This is a genomic window from Streptomyces sp. Ncost-T10-10d, from assembly GCF_900091955.1.
Lineage (GTDB): Bacteria > Actinomycetota > Actinomycetes > Streptomycetales > Streptomycetaceae > Streptomyces.
The window spans coordinates 169,576-185,646 of sequence record NZ_FMDF01000218.1; the positions used below are offsets into that span (position 1 = coordinate 169,576).

The following is a 16,071-nucleotide window of genomic DNA, read 5'->3' on the forward strand; positions in this document are numbered from 1 at the left end:
GATGTCCTCGTCTCGCAGGCTGGGGTCGCTCGGAGCATCGCCGGGCCCGAACTGCAGGCGGCGGACAGTCCGCGCCCTGGGGAGGCGCGGAACCGGATCCGATCCATCCGACTCACTTCCAGACATGACCGCATCGGCTGCGCCGTCTTCGAGGACGGCTGCGACATGCGGTTCTTGTGTCCTGAGGCACTGATCGTGTGCCCTTGCCGCTGCGTATACGACGAGCCGGGGGTTCGAGTTCACCCACAGGCAGCGGATGAACTCGGGTACTCGCCGTCCGTCGGAACGAAGGCCTGCCGACGCTCTTTGTAGCAGGGGTGTGCACGGGAGCGCGGACACGGGTCGGGAGTCGAGCCCACGGGCGCGCCGGACGGCATCCTCGTCCCCGCAGCCTTGACGGACGCCGGACGATCCGACCTTGTGCGACTTGGCCGACCTGAGGGCTGAACCGAGTGCCGCAGGTGGTCGTACACATGGCCGCAAGCCTCCCAACACTCAGGAGACACGTCATGAGGAAGAAGAAGCTCGGCTGGGCCCTCGGCGCGAGTACGGCCATGATCCTCGGCCTGGGCGTCGCGGCCTCCGGGCTGTCCAGCGCGAACGCCTCGAGCCTGGACAGGTCCGCCTCCACCGCAAGGCACCCGGTCAAGGTGGAGGTCCTCTCACCCAAGCGCGGGGACAACGCGGGCGTGGAGGGCAAGGGCTGGATCGTGGACCTGAAGCTCTCCTTCCGGGGCAAGAGCCTGGCTGGGACCGGCTACAACGGGCTCCAGCTCACCGGCCCGGCCGCGCACAACAACATCGCCCCCTTCCCCGGCACCTTCTCCACCGGCCAGGACGACAAGATCCCTGGACTGGTCGTGCTGGACTCCACCACCAACAGCACCCTCCCCGGCTTCTCCGGGCCCGGCACCAACCTGGCCAACCTGTTCAACCTCTCCGGCGTCACCGACCGCACCCCGCACAAGACCGAACTGTGGGACACCTGGATCGTCGGCGCCCCCATCGTGGGGCAGAACGTCGACACCACCCTGACCGTGGCCGTCGTCGACGACCTCAACCACGACGGCGTCTACAACGACGCACCCGGCGTCGTGAAGGACCTCGACGGCGATGGGAAGATCGGCGCCAAGGACCTGGACCTGATGGGCGTCGCCTCCAACGTCGTCACCGTTCCCTTCCACATCAACGCCGACCCCGCCTGAGAGTCCGTCGGGTGACCTCCGTCCGGAGAGCGGACGCGGGCGGCATGGTGCGTGTGATTCCAAGGCACCGGGCGGGCCTCGGACGGGGGCTCCCCAGCTCGAACGAAGTGGAGAGCTCGGGGAAGGGGCTACTGGGGCATGACGGCAATGCCGGAGGGTGCCCCTGGCCCTCAAGGCCTTGGGGGAGTGCATGCCAGGGCGCGGCCGCCCGATCAGAGGTCACCCGACAGGCTCTGAACCCCGCCGGGTCAGGAGGGCGCCGCTGCTGGGCCTGTGAACAACTGCGCGTGTGCCGCAGTGCGCGCCGGCGCTGATGAGACGCAGCGGCGACGATGTCGCCTCGCCCGTCTTCGTCCGCTGCTCCGTACGCGGTCCCCTGCGGACACCCGCTATCCGGCTGCGGACATGTCCGGGCACTTCCTGGGCTCGCCCGTTTCCCGGACACGTCATTGCCGGCGCCCGTCCGGCCACGCCGAAGGCCGCCCCTGCCCGCAGCGGCGTCCCCGCACGGCACCGTGCGCCGCAGGTTCCCGGGCCAAGGCCCCACGGCTTCGTCCGGGAACCTGCTGCGGCCCGTGCAAGGTCCTCGATTCTCTGCGTCCCGTCGCACATGACTGCCAGACGGACGGGCCGACACCCCGGCCCCGCCCCACCCCCACCATGAGGAGCTACCTGCATGAACTCCCCGAAGACCCGTGTGGCCCTGGCGGCCTCCACGGCACTGCTGGTCGCCTCCGGCGCGGCGCCGAGCGTCGCCGCCGCCCCTGCGCCCGGGCACGGTCGCACCTCCGTGGCGCTCGCCTGGTACGACACCACGGCCGACACGGTCGCGGCGGCCGGATCGTCACTCCCTCCGGTGACCAACAGCCGGACCTGGGCGGTCGGTTGGATCGCGGCGGCACGGGCCTTGCACCATGTGCCGTCCGGGGTCGACCGCAGGGACTACCAGGACGCGGCCCTGGCTGCCGCGGTGCACCGCGCCCTGGTCGAGCTGGTGCCCACCCGTGCCCCGGAGTTGGATGCCGCCCTGCAGCAGACCCTGGATCAGACCCCCGACGGCCCGGCCGAGACCTTGGGCGCCGCAGCCGGCGAACGCCAGGCGCTGGAGGTCCTGAACGACCGTGAGGGAGACGGCCTCGACGCGGCCTCGGTGAACGCCCCGTTCACCGTGCCGCCGGCCGCGCCCGGCGTCTGGCAACCCACCCCGCCCGCGTTCGCCCCCGCCATTCAGAACGGCACCCGGTTCGCCCGGCCCTTCCTGCTGAAGAGCGCCGGCCAGTTCCGGCTGCCCGCGCCTCCCGCTCCGACGTCCAAGCGGTACCGGACCGACCTGAAGGAGGTTCGAGACTTCGGCGCGCTGAACAGCACCATGCGCACCGCGCGGCAGACCGACACGGCCAACTTCTGGTTCGACTCCTCGCTGACCCTGTGGACCAAGCCGATTCGCGTCGCGCTCGCCGCCACCTCCCACCAGCCGCTGCGCAAGCAGGCCGAACTCGTCGCCCTGGCCAACGCCACGCTGGTGGACACCCAGATCGCCACCTCCGACAGCAAGTACACCTACCCGCTGTGGCGCCCCGTCACCGCGATCCGAACAGGCGTCGGCGAAGTCCCTGCCGACCCGTCATGGAACCCGCTGCACACCACCCCGGCGCACCCGGACTACCCCAGCGGCCACAACACCTACGCAGGTGCGGCGGAAACCGTTCTCACCGCCCTCGCAGGACCGCGCACGGCCCCGTTCACCCTGACCAGCGGCACCGCACCAGGCGTCGTCCGTACCTACACCGCATGGCACCAGCTCACGCTGGAGAACATGGACGCGCGGGTCTGGCTCGGCATCCACACCCGACTCGCGGACGAGGCCGGGGTCACACTGGGCACCGATGTCGCCAGGTACGGCCTGAACCACGCACAGGCGCTGTTCCAGGAGCACTGAATCGGCCGGGCGAACACCGCCTAGACCACACGCGGTCCGCGGTGTTCCGGCGTATCGCATCGTTGGAGAAGCGGGCGGGTGGCCCGCTGTTCGACCGGCTCGCCAGGGGCGTGCGGTTGAACCCTGCCGGGCGCGCCGCACCGTCGTGCCGTGGAGGTGCTCGACGCCTGGCACGGGCGGAGCACGAGCTGACCATGATCCGTGCGGCACACGGCGGAACGCTGCGTGTGGCGGTGTTCTCCGCACGATCGACCTGCGTGAACTACGCGACGAGGCATGGCGCCAGGACGCGCCCGCCGACCGGCCTCCCACGATGCTCACCGAGGCCTGTGCCAGGGCCGGTTTCAGACCGTGGAAGATCACCGGAATCGCGGAGTGGACCGGGAAGTTCGGCCATGTGGCCGCGGGCCTGGGAGTCGCGCTGGTCCCCTCGTTGGCGGCCTGGGCGGTTCTGGCCGGACTCTCCCTCTGCCGGCTCGGCGATCCCGCCCGGTGCCGGACCGTGCCCGATCCGGCGGGCACGGCGGGCCCGGACGGCGTCTCCGAATCCGGGCGCGGTCCGCTGATCGTCGAGGCGCTCGCGGACCGTCGGGGCGTCAGCCCCGGACCCTTCCTCCGTATGGCCGTCTGGGCCGAACTCGATTGTCCTGTCGCTTCTGAGCTGGCAGCCGACAGGTCTCCAACCTGTGCGATTGCCAGGTGATTTGGGAATCGAGCCGGATGTCGTTCTCAAACGGGCTGGCTTTTGCGGAACTGGAGCTCGTGGTTGATGTTCCATCCGAGAGCGGTTCACCGCTCGCTGGCAGCTTCCAGGATCGTGTGAAGACGTGACAGGCATTCGCTGACGAAGAGGGGGTAGGTGCCCGAGTAGTACGACACCCCGCTGACTCCGACAGCGATGGCCCACGCCCGGGCACGCAGCCAGGTCACGTCGTCGAGGCTCATGGCGTCCCAGTACGTCTGTCGGGCCTGGGGTGGAAGATCCCACAGAGGTGAGTGCTCGGCGTCGGGAAAGCCGACCGAGAGGCATCCGAAGTCGATGACCCCGTGCAGCTTTCCTTGCTGGACCAGAAGGTTGCTGGGTTTGAGGTCTCCGTGGAGCCACACCTGGCGGCCGGACGGCTCGGGCAGGGCGAGCGCACTCTGCCACAGCTGTCGCAGGTGTGGGATGTCCAGGTCGACGCCCTCGATCGTTAGGCAGTTGTCTAAGCACACGCTGATCCAGCGGTCACAGGCGCGCAGGCCACCGCCGCGGTACCAGCTGAGTTCTTCCTGCCGAGTGGCTCCCATCAGGGGGACGGAATGCAGGCTCTGCACGATCGCCGCAAGGTCGGCCCCGAAGGTGGGCCAGTCGGTGACCGAGCCCGGGCCGGCTTCATCGCCGTCGATCCAGCGGTACACCGACCAGGCGAGCGGGAATGCGGAACTCGGAGTGCCCTCGTGCACTGGCTCCGGGATGCGGCAGGGAAGATGTGGCGCCAGCCGCGGCAGCCATGTCTGCTCCTTCCGTACGGCCTGCGCGTTGTCCGGGGTGCGTGGCAGCCGCATGAGCAGCTGGTCGCCGAGCCGGTACATCGTGTTGTCCGTGCCCGCACCGGCTGGCGAGATGGTGAGGTCGGCCCATTCCGGCCGTTGCTGGCGCAGCAGCGACCGGACCACCGCCTCGTCCGCATGGATCTCGTTCTTGTGAAGTGTCATGGTGAGAGCCTTCTGCCCGGGCTTCGCCGCCGCCAGTGATTTTCCCGAGACGATCGCCCTTCGGAACCCGATCCACTGAGAATCCGCCAGGCCAGGTGAGACCAAGTGGGAATCTGCCAGCTTCGGGAGGACAGGGCCTCGTACCGTGACCACCGCCACCGGGTCGCGAATTTCCGCGATCCGGTGGTCCGCGACGCGGCTCCGCGCGACATCAAGAACCTTGAAGAACCAGGGAAATGAACCTTCCCAACCCCACCCTGCCACCCGTCACCCACATGGGTGAAAATGGCCAACTTAGCTGGATATCAGGCTGATTGGCTGGCATATGCTCGCCGCGACGAACATCCCCCAGACATGCGACGGCCCCCGGCCGGGACGGCAATCCCGATCGAGGGCCTGACCAACGAGGAAGAGAAGCCTTCCCGATGGATACCCAGCAGATTAGCGCGCCCTCGCGCGCCTCGTCCGGTGTCGTGCACGACAACTCCCGGCACACCAGCAGATTCACGGTCGTGGGCAACCACCTCACCCAGCACCGCGAGCTCTCCCTCACCGCGATCGGGCTCGCCGCACACATCCAGTCGCTGCCTGCCGGGGTCGGGATCGGCATCAAGGACCTTGCCGACCGCTTCCCGGAGGGCGAGGCCCGGATCGCCGCAGCGTTGCGCGAACTCGAAGCCCACGGCTATCTGCGACGCACCCGGACGCGTCTGGCCAACGGTCGGATCGTCACCCGTACGGTCTCCTGCAACCAGCCTTCGGACCACCGGCGCACGGACGCCCTGCCGGGCCGCGACTGCCCGCAGCGTACGGTCCGCCCGCCTACGCTCGTCCGGCCCTGTAGCGAGCCTGAGCCCGACGACGCGCATCCGGCCAGGTCCAGGACCCGGACCCACACCAAGCCCGCGCCCCGTCGTGAGCCCGCGCCCCTGCTCGTACCGAAGCCGGCCTTCCCCGCCGCGTCCCTCCTACGGACCGCGACCGACCTGCTCGCCGGGCTGCACCATCAGGACCCGCGCCTGCTGCTCTCCGCGCAGGACGTGGAGGCCCTGGCGCCGGGGGTCGCCGCATGGCTGGAGCGCGAGGCCGGTCCCGCCGCCGTACAGCACGCCCTGACCGCCGACCTTCCACCCGAGGGGATGCGACGCCCCGCCGGTCTCCTCGCTCACCGGCTCACCGCCCGGCTTCCGTCACCGCCGCCATTCCAGGCCCCGGCAGATACCCCGCCCCGGCCGATCCCGCTGCAGAACTGCGAGGGCTGCGACCGGGCATTCCGCGCGGCGGGGCCAGGAGAGTGCTCCGACTGCCAGACCGACAGCTCCCGTCCGACCGTTCAACAACTCTAGGAAACCCACATGGTCAGCTCGTCCCACGAGGCGATGCACCGCATCTTCCAGGAGTACCCGGGCCTGTTCTCCCGCGTCTCCGAGGTGCTGGGGGTCGCGATCGGCCCACCTGCCTCAGCTACCGTCATGCCCACCGACCTCACCGAGAACCGGCCCCTCGAACGCCGTGTCGACACCCTGCTGCGCATCGACATGGAGGATGACCGGTCCTATCTCCTGGCGATCGAGGCCCAGGGCAAGAAGGATCCGGACAAGCCGGCGAGCTGGATGTACTACCTGTCATACCTCCAGGCGAAGTACAAGCTGCCGCCCATGCTGCTGGTCGTCTGCCAGGACCGAGCCACCGCCGAATGGGCGACGCGCCCGTTCACCGTCGGCCACCCGCAATTACCCGTGCTCACCCTGCAAGCACTTGTCGCAGGCCCGCACAACATGCCGGTGATCACGGATGTGGCCGAGGCCCGCAAGGACTTGGCGCTGGCCACGCTGGCCGCGATCACACACGCAGGCGATCCTGACATCGGTGCCATACTGAAAACGCTGTCGACCGCTCTGCGCGACGTACCGGAAACCATCGCCGACCCCATCGTCGAACTCACCGCACAGGGCCTGGGCAACCGCCCGGCCGCACAACAGTGGAGGAACCTGGTGGCCGTGGACCTTTCTTTCTACAAGTCATCCCTCTCGGAAGAAATCCGGGACGAGGGCCGCGCAGAAGGTCGTACGGAAGGTCGTACGGAAGGTCTCGCGCGGGGCATCCTGCTGTTCCTCGCCCAGGCCGGTATCGACGTACCCGACGAGGCGCGCGAACGCATCACGGGCTGCACCGACCTTGACGTTCTGAGCCGCTGGCTCCTGCGCGCCCCCACTGCCGCAACCGTCGAGGACGTCTTCGCAGTGGGGTAGCCGCAGCCGACGAAGAGGAGCGTACCGGCACCTCTCAGGCGGTAGGGCGTAGCGGAAGGACAGGCCGGAGGAGCCTTGCCCGGCAGGGGACCCTGTGCCGCTCCCCACGCCTGGTTCTCAGCCGGGTTGCTTGGCCATGATGACCAGGCCCGGACCGGTTTGCTCATCTGCAGGGAGCCGAAGTTCGGCGACCGGGCGCAGCCCGGCCTGCTCGATCAGGTCCACGAGTTGTTCCGGTCGCCATTTGTGTGTCGTCCAACGAACGGGTACGCCTCCGTAGGCCTCGGTGCGCACCGCGTCTTCGTCGCCGACGTGTGTTGCGGTGATGAAGTGTCCGCCCGGCTTCAACGCGCGCGCGAACAGGGCGAGAACCTGAGGAAGGACTTCACGGGGGAGGTTGAACAGTGACCACCACCCGAGCACGCCGCCGAGGGACGCTTCACCGAGGTCGAGGTCGGTGGCGGAGGCGACGCTGAAGCGGCATTGCGGATGAAGACGGCGCGCGTTCTCGATCATGCGAGAGGAGAGGTCGACCCCGGACACGTCGAGTCCGCGTTCGGCAAGATAGGCGGTCACCGTTCCGGGTCCGCAGCCGACGTCGAGGACAGGCCCGAGCTCGCTCACAGTGTCGGCGAAGGCGTCGATCGATGCCTTGAGCCATGGATGGCTACGGATGTCGCCGACTCCCGTCGTCACCACCATGTGGGCGTAGTTGTCGGCCACGCGGTCATAGGACTCACGGACCACGTCGAGATCGGCTGGGCGGTCAATATGATGGGCGCGCATCGGCCAACGATAGTGTGCCACGGCCGTAGTTGAGGCACAGGAAGCAGCGCTGAGACCGATATCGGCCGCTGAGCCCGCTGTTCCTGTGGCCGTCGGTACGGTCGGGGCCTCGGCGATGCCGTGGCCCTGTCGGCGGTGACCGGCAACAACTGGGCCCCGCGCACACAACACCCCAGGAAAGATTCGTCATCGGGCGTTGCGTATCCCGAGAATGTACGCCGCAGTAAGCGCAACGGCACGGTCTTCGTCATGTGACAGATCTGCGAGGGCACGTGACGCCGTGACCCCCGGGATATCCGCGAGCGCCTGTGCCAGCCGTCGACGTACAGACGATTCAACGGTGCCGTGGGCGAGGCAATCGACGAGCCCGGTAGCGATCTGCTCCGCCAACGCGGGACGACTCGCCAGCGCGCTCAGTGCATCGGCTGCACCGACTTCATGCGTCTCCTCGACGACCATGTCGATGAGCGTCGGGATCGCGTCGGCTGCTCCACGCGCCCCGAGCGTCAGAGCTGCATACCTGCGGACCACGATGTCGGGGTTCGTGAGGGCGTCCTGCAGCAGTGCGGTCGCCTCACCGTTCGGAATCTCGGCGATGGACTGGACGGCACGTTTCCGCACCTCGGCCACTGGTGAGCCGAGACCCTCCGCCAGCAGCGCCAATCCGCCGTCGTCCGATCGTGCCAAAGCCCATCGAAGGGCTCCGGCGACGTTCGGGTCCGTCTCGCTCAGCACTGCCTCGACCAGCGCTTCCACGGGCACCGGAACCTCTTCGACCGAGGACAGGGCCGCGCGCTGGCGCGTCCCAGCGCTCTTCGACCCCAACGCCTGGAGGAGTGCGACGATCTGGAGGACGTCCTCCCAGCCGGCGGGTTCCGCGGCACCGATCCGGCAGAGTCGCGTGAGCAACTCCGTCTCACCCGCAATGCGTTCACGCGTCTGGCGGATGAGGTCGTCGACGAGCTCCGAGGGCGTGAAGCCCTGATCATCGAGCACGCGCCTGACGTCACGCAGCGACAGCCCCAATGACCGCAGGCTCTCGATATGGAAGATCCGTCGGATGTCCTCGTCGGAGTACTCGCGATAGCCGGCGTCGGTACGACCCGTTGGCCGCACCAGGCCGAGCGAGTCGTAATGCCTGAGCATGCGGGCGCTGACCCCGGACCGTCGCGCCACATCACCGATCAACACGGCCCATCACCCCTCCTGGCAGGTCCTGCCGAGGGCTACGACGCGCTTCGCCTCCTCGATCGCGAACTCGAATCCGGCATCCGGGTCGCGCAACAGCCGTTCCGTGGCGATCGCGTGCGCCCGCACGCGAGGGTCGCGATCCGTCGTCGCAGCGCGCAGAGTCGGCAGAATCACCTTACCGAGCGCGATCAGCGCCCGGCTGAGGCTCAGCTGCGTCTCGCGTTCGCCGCGTCCGAGCTGTGTCGACAACACTGCGGCCAACTCGGGCTCTTCACCTTCGGGCACGAGCACGACCGCTGCCCGCCAGGCGCTCCGCGCCACCTCATCGTCGGCGTCGGACAGAAGCGCCCGTGTGATCGCCGGCCACGCCTGCCGATCCCCGATCTTGGACAGCGTGTGCAACGCCTGGCTTCGAGCCTGCGCACGCTCCGAGCGGACTTCATCGAGAAGCTCTGGGACCGTCATTGATGCCGAGTGGCGGGTGAGTGCCCACGTAAGCATTTCGCGCACATAGAACTCGGGTTCGATCGCGCATCGTTCGATGAGCTTGTCGATGAACCGCGGGTCAGGGGTCGTGCCGGCCGCCAGCGCTGCCCGCAGCCGCACTGACGAGCGGCTGTCCTCCAGTCCCTGGAGAGCTCGAATCGTTTCCGTGTCCTGTTTCGGCATGGTCACGGGACCACCTCCTCGACACAGTGAAGACCTTGTCACTGTGTCAAGGTCAAGCGGAGCCGTGCCGCGGGATCAGCAGGCGCCCTCTGTCCACCGAGTTCGGTGCGTGTCAGGTCGGATGAGACGTGCGTGACGACATGAGGCACATTCATGTGTGCGCCGAGATCACGCAACGTCACGCATCACGAGTCATGACACGGGGCCGCTCACAGTCCCCGGTACTTCGGCGTACGCCGTTCAACGAAGCTCGCCACGCCCTCGTTGGCGTCCTGCGTCGTCATATTGATCTCCTGGGCCATCGCCTCGGCCGCGAACGCCGTCGCCCGGTCGGAGTCCGGAGAGGCGTTCACCAGCTGCTTGGTGAGGGCGATCGCGCGGGTCGGCCCGTCGGCCAGGCGCTGGGCCCACGCGCGGGCCGTCGTCGTCAGTTCCTCGTCCGGGACCACCCGGTTGACCAGGCCCAGACGCTCCGCCTCCCTCGCCGGGAGCGAGTCGCCGAAGAACATCAGCTCCTTGGCGCGCTGCGGGCCGATCAGGCGCGGCAGCAGATACGCGCCGCCGCCGTCCGGCACGAGGCCGCGGCGTACGAACACCTCGATGAACTTCGCCGAGTCGGCGGCCAGCACCAGATCGCAGGCGAACGCGAGGTGGGCGCCGATACCGGCCGCAGTGCCGTTGACGGCCGCGATCACCGGCTTCTCACAGTCCAGGACCGCGGCGATCAGGCGCTGAGCGCCGAGCCGGATCGTACGGGCGACATCGCCCGGCACCCGGTCGCCCGTCCCCGGGGCGCCGCGCAGGTCGGCGCCCGCGCAGAAGCCGCGGCCGGTGGCGGTGAGGACGACGGCCCGCACCGTCGGGTCGGCGGAGGCCCCGGCGAGCAGGGCGATGACGCGCTCCCGCTGGTCCCAGGTGACGGCGTTCATCGCCTCGGGACGGTTGAGCGTGATCCAGGAGACGCCGTTGTCAGTGGCGTGGAGTACCAATGAGTCAAGCGGGTCGGTGGACTCGGTGGTGTCTTCGGGGGAGGACGGCATGAGGCAGCTCCTGGGTAGGTGGGTCGGCCGTTGGCGCGGCCGTCGAGGCGGTCGGCGGGGTGACCGGTCAGCGGCAGACGGCGAGGGCGTCCAGCGCCACCGCGCCCTGCCCGCGGCCCAGCACCATCAGCGGGTTGATGTCCAGCTCGGCGAGGTCGTCGCCCAGTTCCAGCGCCATCCGCTGCACCCGCAGCACGACCTCGACGAGCGCGTCCACATCCACCGGCGGACCGCCGCGTACGCCCTCCAGCAGGGCCCGGCCGCGCAGTTCGCCCAGCATGGACCGCGCCTGGTCCTCGCCGAACGGCGGCACCCGTACCGCCGCATCGTGCAGCACCTCGACCAGTACGCCGCCGAGCCCGACCGTCACGGTCGGCCCGAACAGCGCGTCCTGCGTGACACCCACCATCATCTCGATGCCCCGCTCGACCATCTGGCAGACCAGGATGCCGTCCAGCTCGACGTCCTCGTACCGCGCGATGTCGGTCAGTTCGCGGTACGCGTCCCGCACCTGGCTGGCGGAGGTGAGCCCGACCTTGACCAGACCCAGCTCGGTCTTGTGCGCGAGCCGGGCGCCCGACGCCTTCATGACGACCGGGTAGCCGACCAGCCCCGCGGCCCGGACGGACGCCGCGGCGCTGGTCACCAACTGCTCGCGCGGAACGCGGATTCCGTACGCCCGCAGCAGCTGCTTCGCCGCGTGCTCGCTCAACTGGTGACCCGGGCGCATCAGTGCCTGCGCCTTGCGGAACGAGGGCGACGGCGTGCGCGGCGCCTCGTCGAAGGGGGAGCGGTAGGAGGTGGCGAACCGGTGGTGGTCCAGATAGGCCTTCACGGCGGTGATGCAGTTGCCGAAGGTACGGAAGGTGGCGACGCGGGACGAGCCGAGCAGCGTCGTGCGGTACGCGTCCTCCGTCCCGACGGGCGATCCCCACACCACGCACACCAGCTTGTCCGTGGCCTCCGCCGCGTCCACCAGGTCCTGCGCGAGCCGGTCGCTCATCGGGGGGAAGGGGCCGGTGATCGGACAGATCAGCACTCCGACGGCGGGGTCGGCGAGGATCGCGTCGATGATCTTCCGGCCGCGCCAGTCGCCGACCGGATGGCCGCCGTTGTCGACCGGGTTCGCCACGTTCAGATAGTCGGGGATCCACTCGTGCAGCTCGCGCTGCTTCTCCACGGACAGGGTGGGGATCTTCAGACCCGCGCCGGTCGCCAGGTCCGAGAAGTGCGCGCCCGTGCCGCCCGAGATCGAATACACGACGACCCCGTCGGCCTGCGGCTTCCGCGCCCGGGCCAGCAGGGCCGCGGTGTCCTGGAGCTCGTCGAGCCCGTCCACCCGGATCACACCGAACTGCCGCATCGCCGCGTCCACCACCTGGTCGGCGCCGGTGAGCTTGCCGGTGTGTGAGGCGGCCATCCGGGCCCCCGTCTCCGTACGCCCCACCTTGACCGCCACCACCGGAACGCCGGCCCGCGCCGCCCGGTCCGCGGCCAGCAGAAAGGAGCGCCCGTCCTTCAGCCCTTCCACGTAACAGGCGATGGCCCCGACCTCCGGGCGCTGTGAGAAGTACGAGATGAAGTCGGCGGTCTCCAGATCCGCCTCGTTGCCCGTGGGCGCCCAGTGCGAGAGCCGCACGCCCAGCTCCTGAAGGGTGTAGACGGGGCGGCCCTGGTGACCGGACTGAGTGATCAGTGCGATGGCCGGCCCGTCCAGATCGTCCCGGAACTCCTCGAAGGCGTTGAGGTTGGTGTTCGGCCCGAGCAGCCGCAGCCCGGACCGCTCCACCGCCGCGGCCAGCCTGGCCTGGGCGGCGGCGCCCTCCTCACCGGTCTCGGCGAACCCGGAGGCGAAGGCCACGGCGAACTTCACCTTGGACTGTGCGAGTTCCTCGATCACCGGGAGCGGATCACCGACCAGCAGCACGGCCAGATCGACCTGCTCCGGCAGGTCCGCGACGGAAGGAGAACAGGCCCGCCCGAACACGGACTCCCGACTGGGATGCACGGGATACAGCCGCGCCCCGACCCGCTCGGCCCAGCCGATCAGCTGTCGGGTGATCCCGGTATTGGGCCGCCCTTCGGTGTCGGACGCGCCGATGACGGCGACGGACTCGGGCCGGAAGAACCGGTCCAGATCCGGCACGGGCGCGTGCAGCGGGCGGCCGCTGACATCGAGATCGCCCTCCGCGGCGGCGGCCGCCATGCTGTGGACGATGGCATGCGGCTCTTCGCCGCAGGCCACCACCCTGGCGCGGAAGTCGGTGGTGAGGGTGCCGTGAGTCGATCCAAGCATCGTTCCGCCCACTCCTGCTCGAAGTCCGTCGGGTGCTCGTGCCCGGCCAGCCGAAAGCTGACGCTCTGTCAGGTTACTGAACTGACGGCCCGTCAGGAATGGGTGTGCAGGCAAAGGCTGATCCGGACGCCCGGATGAGTGGGTGGGATCGTTGGAACTGTGCGAGCTCGGGGAAGCGTGCGTGCCACTCCCTATGAGTCTGCGACTCCACCGTCGGTGGGACGTTGCCCGACTGGATACTCCGCTTGACGTGATCAGCGAGCCGGAAGAGCCAGTCCTGACTTCGGACTCGGCCGGCCCGGCGTCCGGCACTGGACAGAACTCGCCGAGGCGCAAGTGCAGGACGGTATGTTTGCGGGCGTACGCGCGCAACTGGAGTTCGGCTACCGACACGGCTCAGGGGTGGGTGTGGTGCATGTGTGCGCGCAACGGGTCGCTCGGCCTGTCGACCCTGTCGCCTGCGGGCTGACCTGCGTAGGCGCGCATCGGCTGATTCGACTTGCTGCAGAGGTGATCGAATTCGAGCGGCTTCATGGATGCGTGGACAGCCTCGGGGGCCTGTCCGGCGAGTCGCTGCTGAGCGTGCTGATCGTTCCGGTCGGCGGGGCAGGGTGACTTGTCGAACGAAGGCTGTGACCGTTGCTGCCGTACGTCTGCGACCCCGGTCCTGACCCGCCGGACGATCCCTAGGGCAGCCTACAGGGCAGGCCGTTTTGCCTTCCGGTGGGCTATTTTGACCGGTAGCAAGCTGATTCGACGGTGACCTCCAGGAGGTCCGGGGCGTTTCCGACTTTGCTCGCTTTATGCAACCGTACGTCGACTGCGAATTCACCCCCCTTGGACTCCGCGACGATCTGCGGGCTCTTGGCCTTGCTGCCGTCCACGCCGTCCTGGACGATCTTCCAGCCGTCTTTCGGGAGCTCGACCCGCAGGCGGTCCATGCCCCTTTGCGTGTCGGCGTAGGGGGCCTTGTAGATGCTCCAAGGGTGACGTGCGCGGTAGATCTCCTCGTCGGAGTCGTAGCCCGAGCAATGCGACGTCATCGCACCCGTCTCCGTTACTTTCCCCTTGATGTCGAGAATCTCGAGAATTCGACTGGATGTCCTCTCGACGCCCGCCTTTACGGTATCGGCGTCTCGTGTCTTCATCGCCGCCTCCTTTCCGTTCGAGCACGCCATCGCCAGCGCGCACGTCGCGATAATGAACCCGAGTTTCGAAATTCGCCTATTCAAGTTGCACCTTGTCATATTGACCGGCAATGACGGCTGCCTGATTGCGTATGCTGAGAGAGTTGTCATCGAAGAATCCGGTGTGTCCGCTGGAGTCGCTCGCCATGATGTTCCCGCCGGGGGTAAGAGCCGGCTGGGCTCAGCCCCAGGTCTTGCCGGCCGGTTCCTTGATGGTTCGGTTGATCCGGTTGAAGAAGTTGGTCAGCGCGATCTCCAGGTTGATCGCGCCGATCTGCTCCTCAGTGAAATGGGCGTTGACCTCTTCCCAGATTTCGTCGGTGACGCCCGGCGCACCGTCCTGCAGCCGGGTGGCGGCCTCGGCCAGCGCCAGTGCCGCACCCTCCGCATCGGTGTAGAACGGCGCCTCACGCCACGCCGCCACGTTGTGCAGCCGCTCGTCGGTGTCACCGGCCTTCTTCCCCCCGGCGACACTGGCGTAGACGCACGCCGAGCAGCTGTTGATCTGGCTGGCGCGCAGGTGGACCAGCGCGAGCAGCTTCGGGTCGACACCCCCGGCGGCGATCGCCGTCTGAAGGTGCTGGATCGCGGTCCACACATCGGGGTTGTTCGTGTTCTTGCTCTTGAGCCGGTTTTCCATGTGGGAGTGGTCTCCTTCATCGGGTTACGTTGCGGCGCCTGTGCGCGTCATCCCTATGACGGAGCAGCTTCCAGGGAGGTAACAACATGGCCGGCACCCATCCCGCGGACCCGATCGCCGAGGCATTCGAGTCCCACCGTGACCGGCTCCGCGCCGTCGCCCACCGCATGCTCGGATCACATGCCGACGCGGAAGACGTGGTCCAAGAGGCGTGGCTGCGTCTGTCCCGCCAGGACACCGACACCATCGACAACCTCGGCGGCTGGCTGACCACCGTGGTCGGCCGCATCAGCCTCGATGTCCTGCGGTCGGGCCGGATGCGCCCAGAAGTCTCCTTCGATGACCAGCTACCCGAATTCACCGTGACGCTCGACGACGCTCCTGCTCCGGAAGACCTCGTGACACTCGGGGACTCCGTCGGCCTCGCGCTTCTCACGGTCCTCGACTCGCTGCGCCCTGACGAACGGCTGGCGTTCGTGCTGCACGACGTGTTCGCCGTGCCCTTCGCGGAGATCGGCACCATTCTCGGCAAATCCGCCGACGCGACCAAAATGCTCGCCAGCCGCGCCCGCAGGAGAATACAAGTCGCCCAGCAGCCGGCAAGCGCAGGACGACAACAACACGAGGTGGTCCAAGCCTTCCTGGCCGCGGCCCGCGACGGTCAGTTCGAGCAGCTGCTGCAGGTCCTCCACCCCGAGGTGAAGTTCACCGTCCACACCCCGAACGGCACGTTCGTCACGCTCGGCGCCACCGAAGTCGCCACCCGCGCCCGAGTGGCTGGCGGCGCGGCACGAGGACATGCGGCGACCGTCAACGGCCGCCCAGGCGTCATCTCCTGGAGCAAGGACGGCACCCCGCTCTCCCTCCTCGCCTTCACTGTCGCCGACGGCCACATCACCGAGATCACCGCCGTGGTCGACTCGGCCAAGCTCGCGCTCATGGATCTGCCGGACCCGGTGTGACTCCCTACCGGCGAAGGCCGCGCATACTCGAAGCGGTCCACGCCTGATCCCGCAGAGACGTCGAAGTTAGACCGACCGGCAAATGGGGGGTGGGAGAAGGAGCGGGGCTGGGTGCGTGCAGCTGCAAGGCGGAGGAGGGAGGCAACGCGGAGCGTTGTTGACCGACGACAACGCCGCAGGTGTGCGTGCCCAGCCCCGCGACGCCG

Annotated in this window: 15 protein-coding genes; 7 read left to right on the top strand and 8 right to left on the bottom strand. The window is 68.5% G+C overall.

Annotated features, from left to right (window positions below):
- Window positions 1-509: 509 nt before the first annotated feature.
- The 3 genes from GA0115254_RS38575 (at window position 510) to GA0115254_RS46980 (ending at window position 3,847) form a co-directional block, all read left to right on the top strand.
- Window positions 510-1,205, top strand: coding sequence for a hypothetical protein (locus tag GA0115254_RS38575; protein WP_093899897.1), 696 nt, complete (start codon window positions 510-512; stop codon window positions 1,203-1,205).
- Between the two features lie 676 nt (window positions 1,206-1,881).
- A complete protein-coding gene (locus tag GA0115254_RS38580; RefSeq protein WP_093899898.1) occupies window positions 1,882-3,144 on the top strand; it encodes a vanadium-dependent haloperoxidase in 1,263 nt (420 codons plus the stop codon).
- A 313-nt stretch (window positions 3,145-3,457) separates the two neighbouring features.
- Complete coding sequence (locus GA0115254_RS46980; protein ID WP_256102988.1) at window positions 3,458-3,847, top strand: hypothetical protein; 390 nt, start codon at window positions 3,458-3,460, stop codon at window positions 3,845-3,847.
- 86 nt (window positions 3,848-3,933) lie between these two features.
- On the opposite strand, the gene GA0115254_RS38595 is transcribed toward GA0115254_RS46980, so the two are convergent.
- Complete coding sequence (locus tag GA0115254_RS38595) at window positions 3,934-4,842, bottom strand: aminoglycoside phosphotransferase family protein (protein ID WP_093899900.1); 909 nt, start codon at window positions 4,840-4,842, stop codon at window positions 3,934-3,936.
- A 425-nt stretch (window positions 4,843-5,267) separates the two neighbouring features.
- Between GA0115254_RS38595 and GA0115254_RS38600 the strand changes: the two genes are divergently transcribed.
- Window positions 5,268-6,188, top strand: a complete 921-nt coding sequence (locus GA0115254_RS38600; RefSeq protein WP_093899901.1) for a helix-turn-helix domain-containing protein — start codon at window positions 5,268-5,270, stop codon at window positions 6,186-6,188.
- Between the two features lie 9 nt (window positions 6,189-6,197).
- Window positions 6,198-7,094, top strand: a complete 897-nt coding sequence (locus GA0115254_RS38605) for an RpnC/YadD family protein (RefSeq protein ID WP_093899902.1) — start codon at window positions 6,198-6,200, stop codon at window positions 7,092-7,094.
- 117 nt (window positions 7,095-7,211) lie between these two features.
- Here GA0115254_RS38605 and GA0115254_RS38610 read toward each other — a convergent pair whose 3' ends face one another.
- From GA0115254_RS38610 to GA0115254_RS38630, 5 genes are all read right to left on the bottom strand, one after another.
- Window positions 7,212-7,880, bottom strand: coding sequence for a class I SAM-dependent methyltransferase (locus tag GA0115254_RS38610; protein WP_093899903.1), 669 nt, complete (start codon window positions 7,878-7,880; stop codon window positions 7,212-7,214).
- A gap of 186 nt (window positions 7,881-8,066) precedes the next feature.
- Entirely contained in the window at window positions 8,067-9,071 is a 1,005-nt protein-coding gene (locus GA0115254_RS38615; RefSeq protein WP_093899904.1) for a HEAT repeat domain-containing protein, read from the bottom strand.
- A gap of 6 nt (window positions 9,072-9,077) precedes the next feature.
- Window positions 9,078-9,746 carry a HEAT repeat domain-containing protein gene (locus GA0115254_RS38620; protein ID WP_093899905.1) on the bottom strand — a complete coding sequence of 223 codons (669 nt, stop codon included), beginning with the start codon at window positions 9,744-9,746 and terminating at the stop codon, window positions 9,078-9,080.
- Between the two features lie 203 nt (window positions 9,747-9,949).
- The gene (locus GA0115254_RS38625; RefSeq protein WP_093899906.1) at window positions 9,950-10,780 is read right to left on the bottom strand and encodes an enoyl-CoA hydratase/isomerase family protein; all 831 of its coding nucleotides are present in this window, start codon (window positions 10,778-10,780) and stop codon (window positions 9,950-9,952) included.
- 67 nt (window positions 10,781-10,847) lie between these two features.
- Window positions 10,848-13,076 (bottom strand): acetate--CoA ligase family protein, encoded by a 2,229-nt coding sequence (locus GA0115254_RS38630; RefSeq protein ID WP_093899907.1) that lies wholly within the window; start codon window positions 13,074-13,076, stop codon window positions 10,848-10,850.
- A gap of 336 nt (window positions 13,077-13,412) precedes the next feature.
- Here GA0115254_RS38630 and GA0115254_RS44025 point away from each other — a divergent pair, with 336 nt between their 5' ends.
- Window positions 13,413-13,691, top strand: a complete 279-nt coding sequence (locus GA0115254_RS44025; RefSeq protein WP_141720985.1) for a hypothetical protein — start codon at window positions 13,413-13,415, stop codon at window positions 13,689-13,691.
- Window positions 13,692-13,804: 113 nt separating this feature from the next.
- On the opposite strand, the gene GA0115254_RS38635 is transcribed toward GA0115254_RS44025, so the two are convergent.
- Complete coding sequence (locus GA0115254_RS38635) at window positions 13,805-14,224, bottom strand: hypothetical protein (protein ID WP_093899908.1); 420 nt, start codon at window positions 14,222-14,224, stop codon at window positions 13,805-13,807.
- 220 nt (window positions 14,225-14,444) lie between these two features.
- Complete coding sequence (locus tag GA0115254_RS38640) at window positions 14,445-14,903, bottom strand: carboxymuconolactone decarboxylase family protein (protein WP_093899909.1); 459 nt, start codon at window positions 14,901-14,903, stop codon at window positions 14,445-14,447.
- Window positions 14,904-14,989: 86 nt separating this feature from the next.
- On the opposite strand from GA0115254_RS38640, the gene GA0115254_RS38645 reads away from it, so the two are divergent.
- The gene (locus GA0115254_RS38645) at window positions 14,990-15,865 is read left to right on the top strand and encodes a sigma-70 family RNA polymerase sigma factor (RefSeq protein ID WP_093899910.1); all 876 of its coding nucleotides are present in this window, start codon (window positions 14,990-14,992) and stop codon (window positions 15,863-15,865) included.
- Window positions 15,866-16,071: the final 206 nt, after the last annotated feature.

Coding starts and splice junctions, on each gene's coding strand:
- GA0115254_RS38575 (WP_093899897.1), top strand. CDS start 510: ATGAGGAAGAAGAAGCTCGGCTGGGCCCTCGGCGCGAGTACGGCCATG.
- GA0115254_RS38625 (WP_093899906.1), bottom strand. CDS start 10,780: ATGCCGTCCTCCCCCGAAGACACCACCGAGTCCACCGACCCGCTTGAC.
- GA0115254_RS38610 (WP_093899903.1), bottom strand. CDS start 7,880: ATGCGCGCCCATCATATTGACCGCCCAGCCGATCTCGACGTGGTCCGT.
- GA0115254_RS38640 (WP_093899909.1), bottom strand. CDS start 14,903: ATGGAAAACCGGCTCAAGAGCAAGAACACGAACAACCCCGATGTGTGG.
- GA0115254_RS38605 (WP_093899902.1), top strand. CDS start 6,198: ATGGTCAGCTCGTCCCACGAGGCGATGCACCGCATCTTCCAGGAGTAC.
- GA0115254_RS46980 (WP_256102988.1), top strand. CDS start 3,458: ATGCTCACCGAGGCCTGTGCCAGGGCCGGTTTCAGACCGTGGAAGATC.
- GA0115254_RS38595 (WP_093899900.1), bottom strand. CDS start 4,842: ATGACACTTCACAAGAACGAGATCCATGCGGACGAGGCGGTGGTCCGG.
- GA0115254_RS38630 (WP_093899907.1), bottom strand. CDS start 13,076: ATGCTTGGATCGACTCACGGCACCCTCACCACCGACTTCCGCGCCAGG.
- GA0115254_RS38580 (WP_093899898.1), top strand. CDS start 1,882: ATGAACTCCCCGAAGACCCGTGTGGCCCTGGCGGCCTCCACGGCACTG.
- GA0115254_RS38645 (WP_093899910.1), top strand. CDS start 14,990: ATGGCCGGCACCCATCCCGCGGACCCGATCGCCGAGGCATTCGAGTCC.
- GA0115254_RS38600 (WP_093899901.1), top strand. CDS start 5,268: ATGGATACCCAGCAGATTAGCGCGCCCTCGCGCGCCTCGTCCGGTGTC.
- GA0115254_RS38635 (WP_093899908.1), bottom strand. CDS start 14,224: ATGAAGACACGAGACGCCGATACCGTAAAGGCGGGCGTCGAGAGGACA.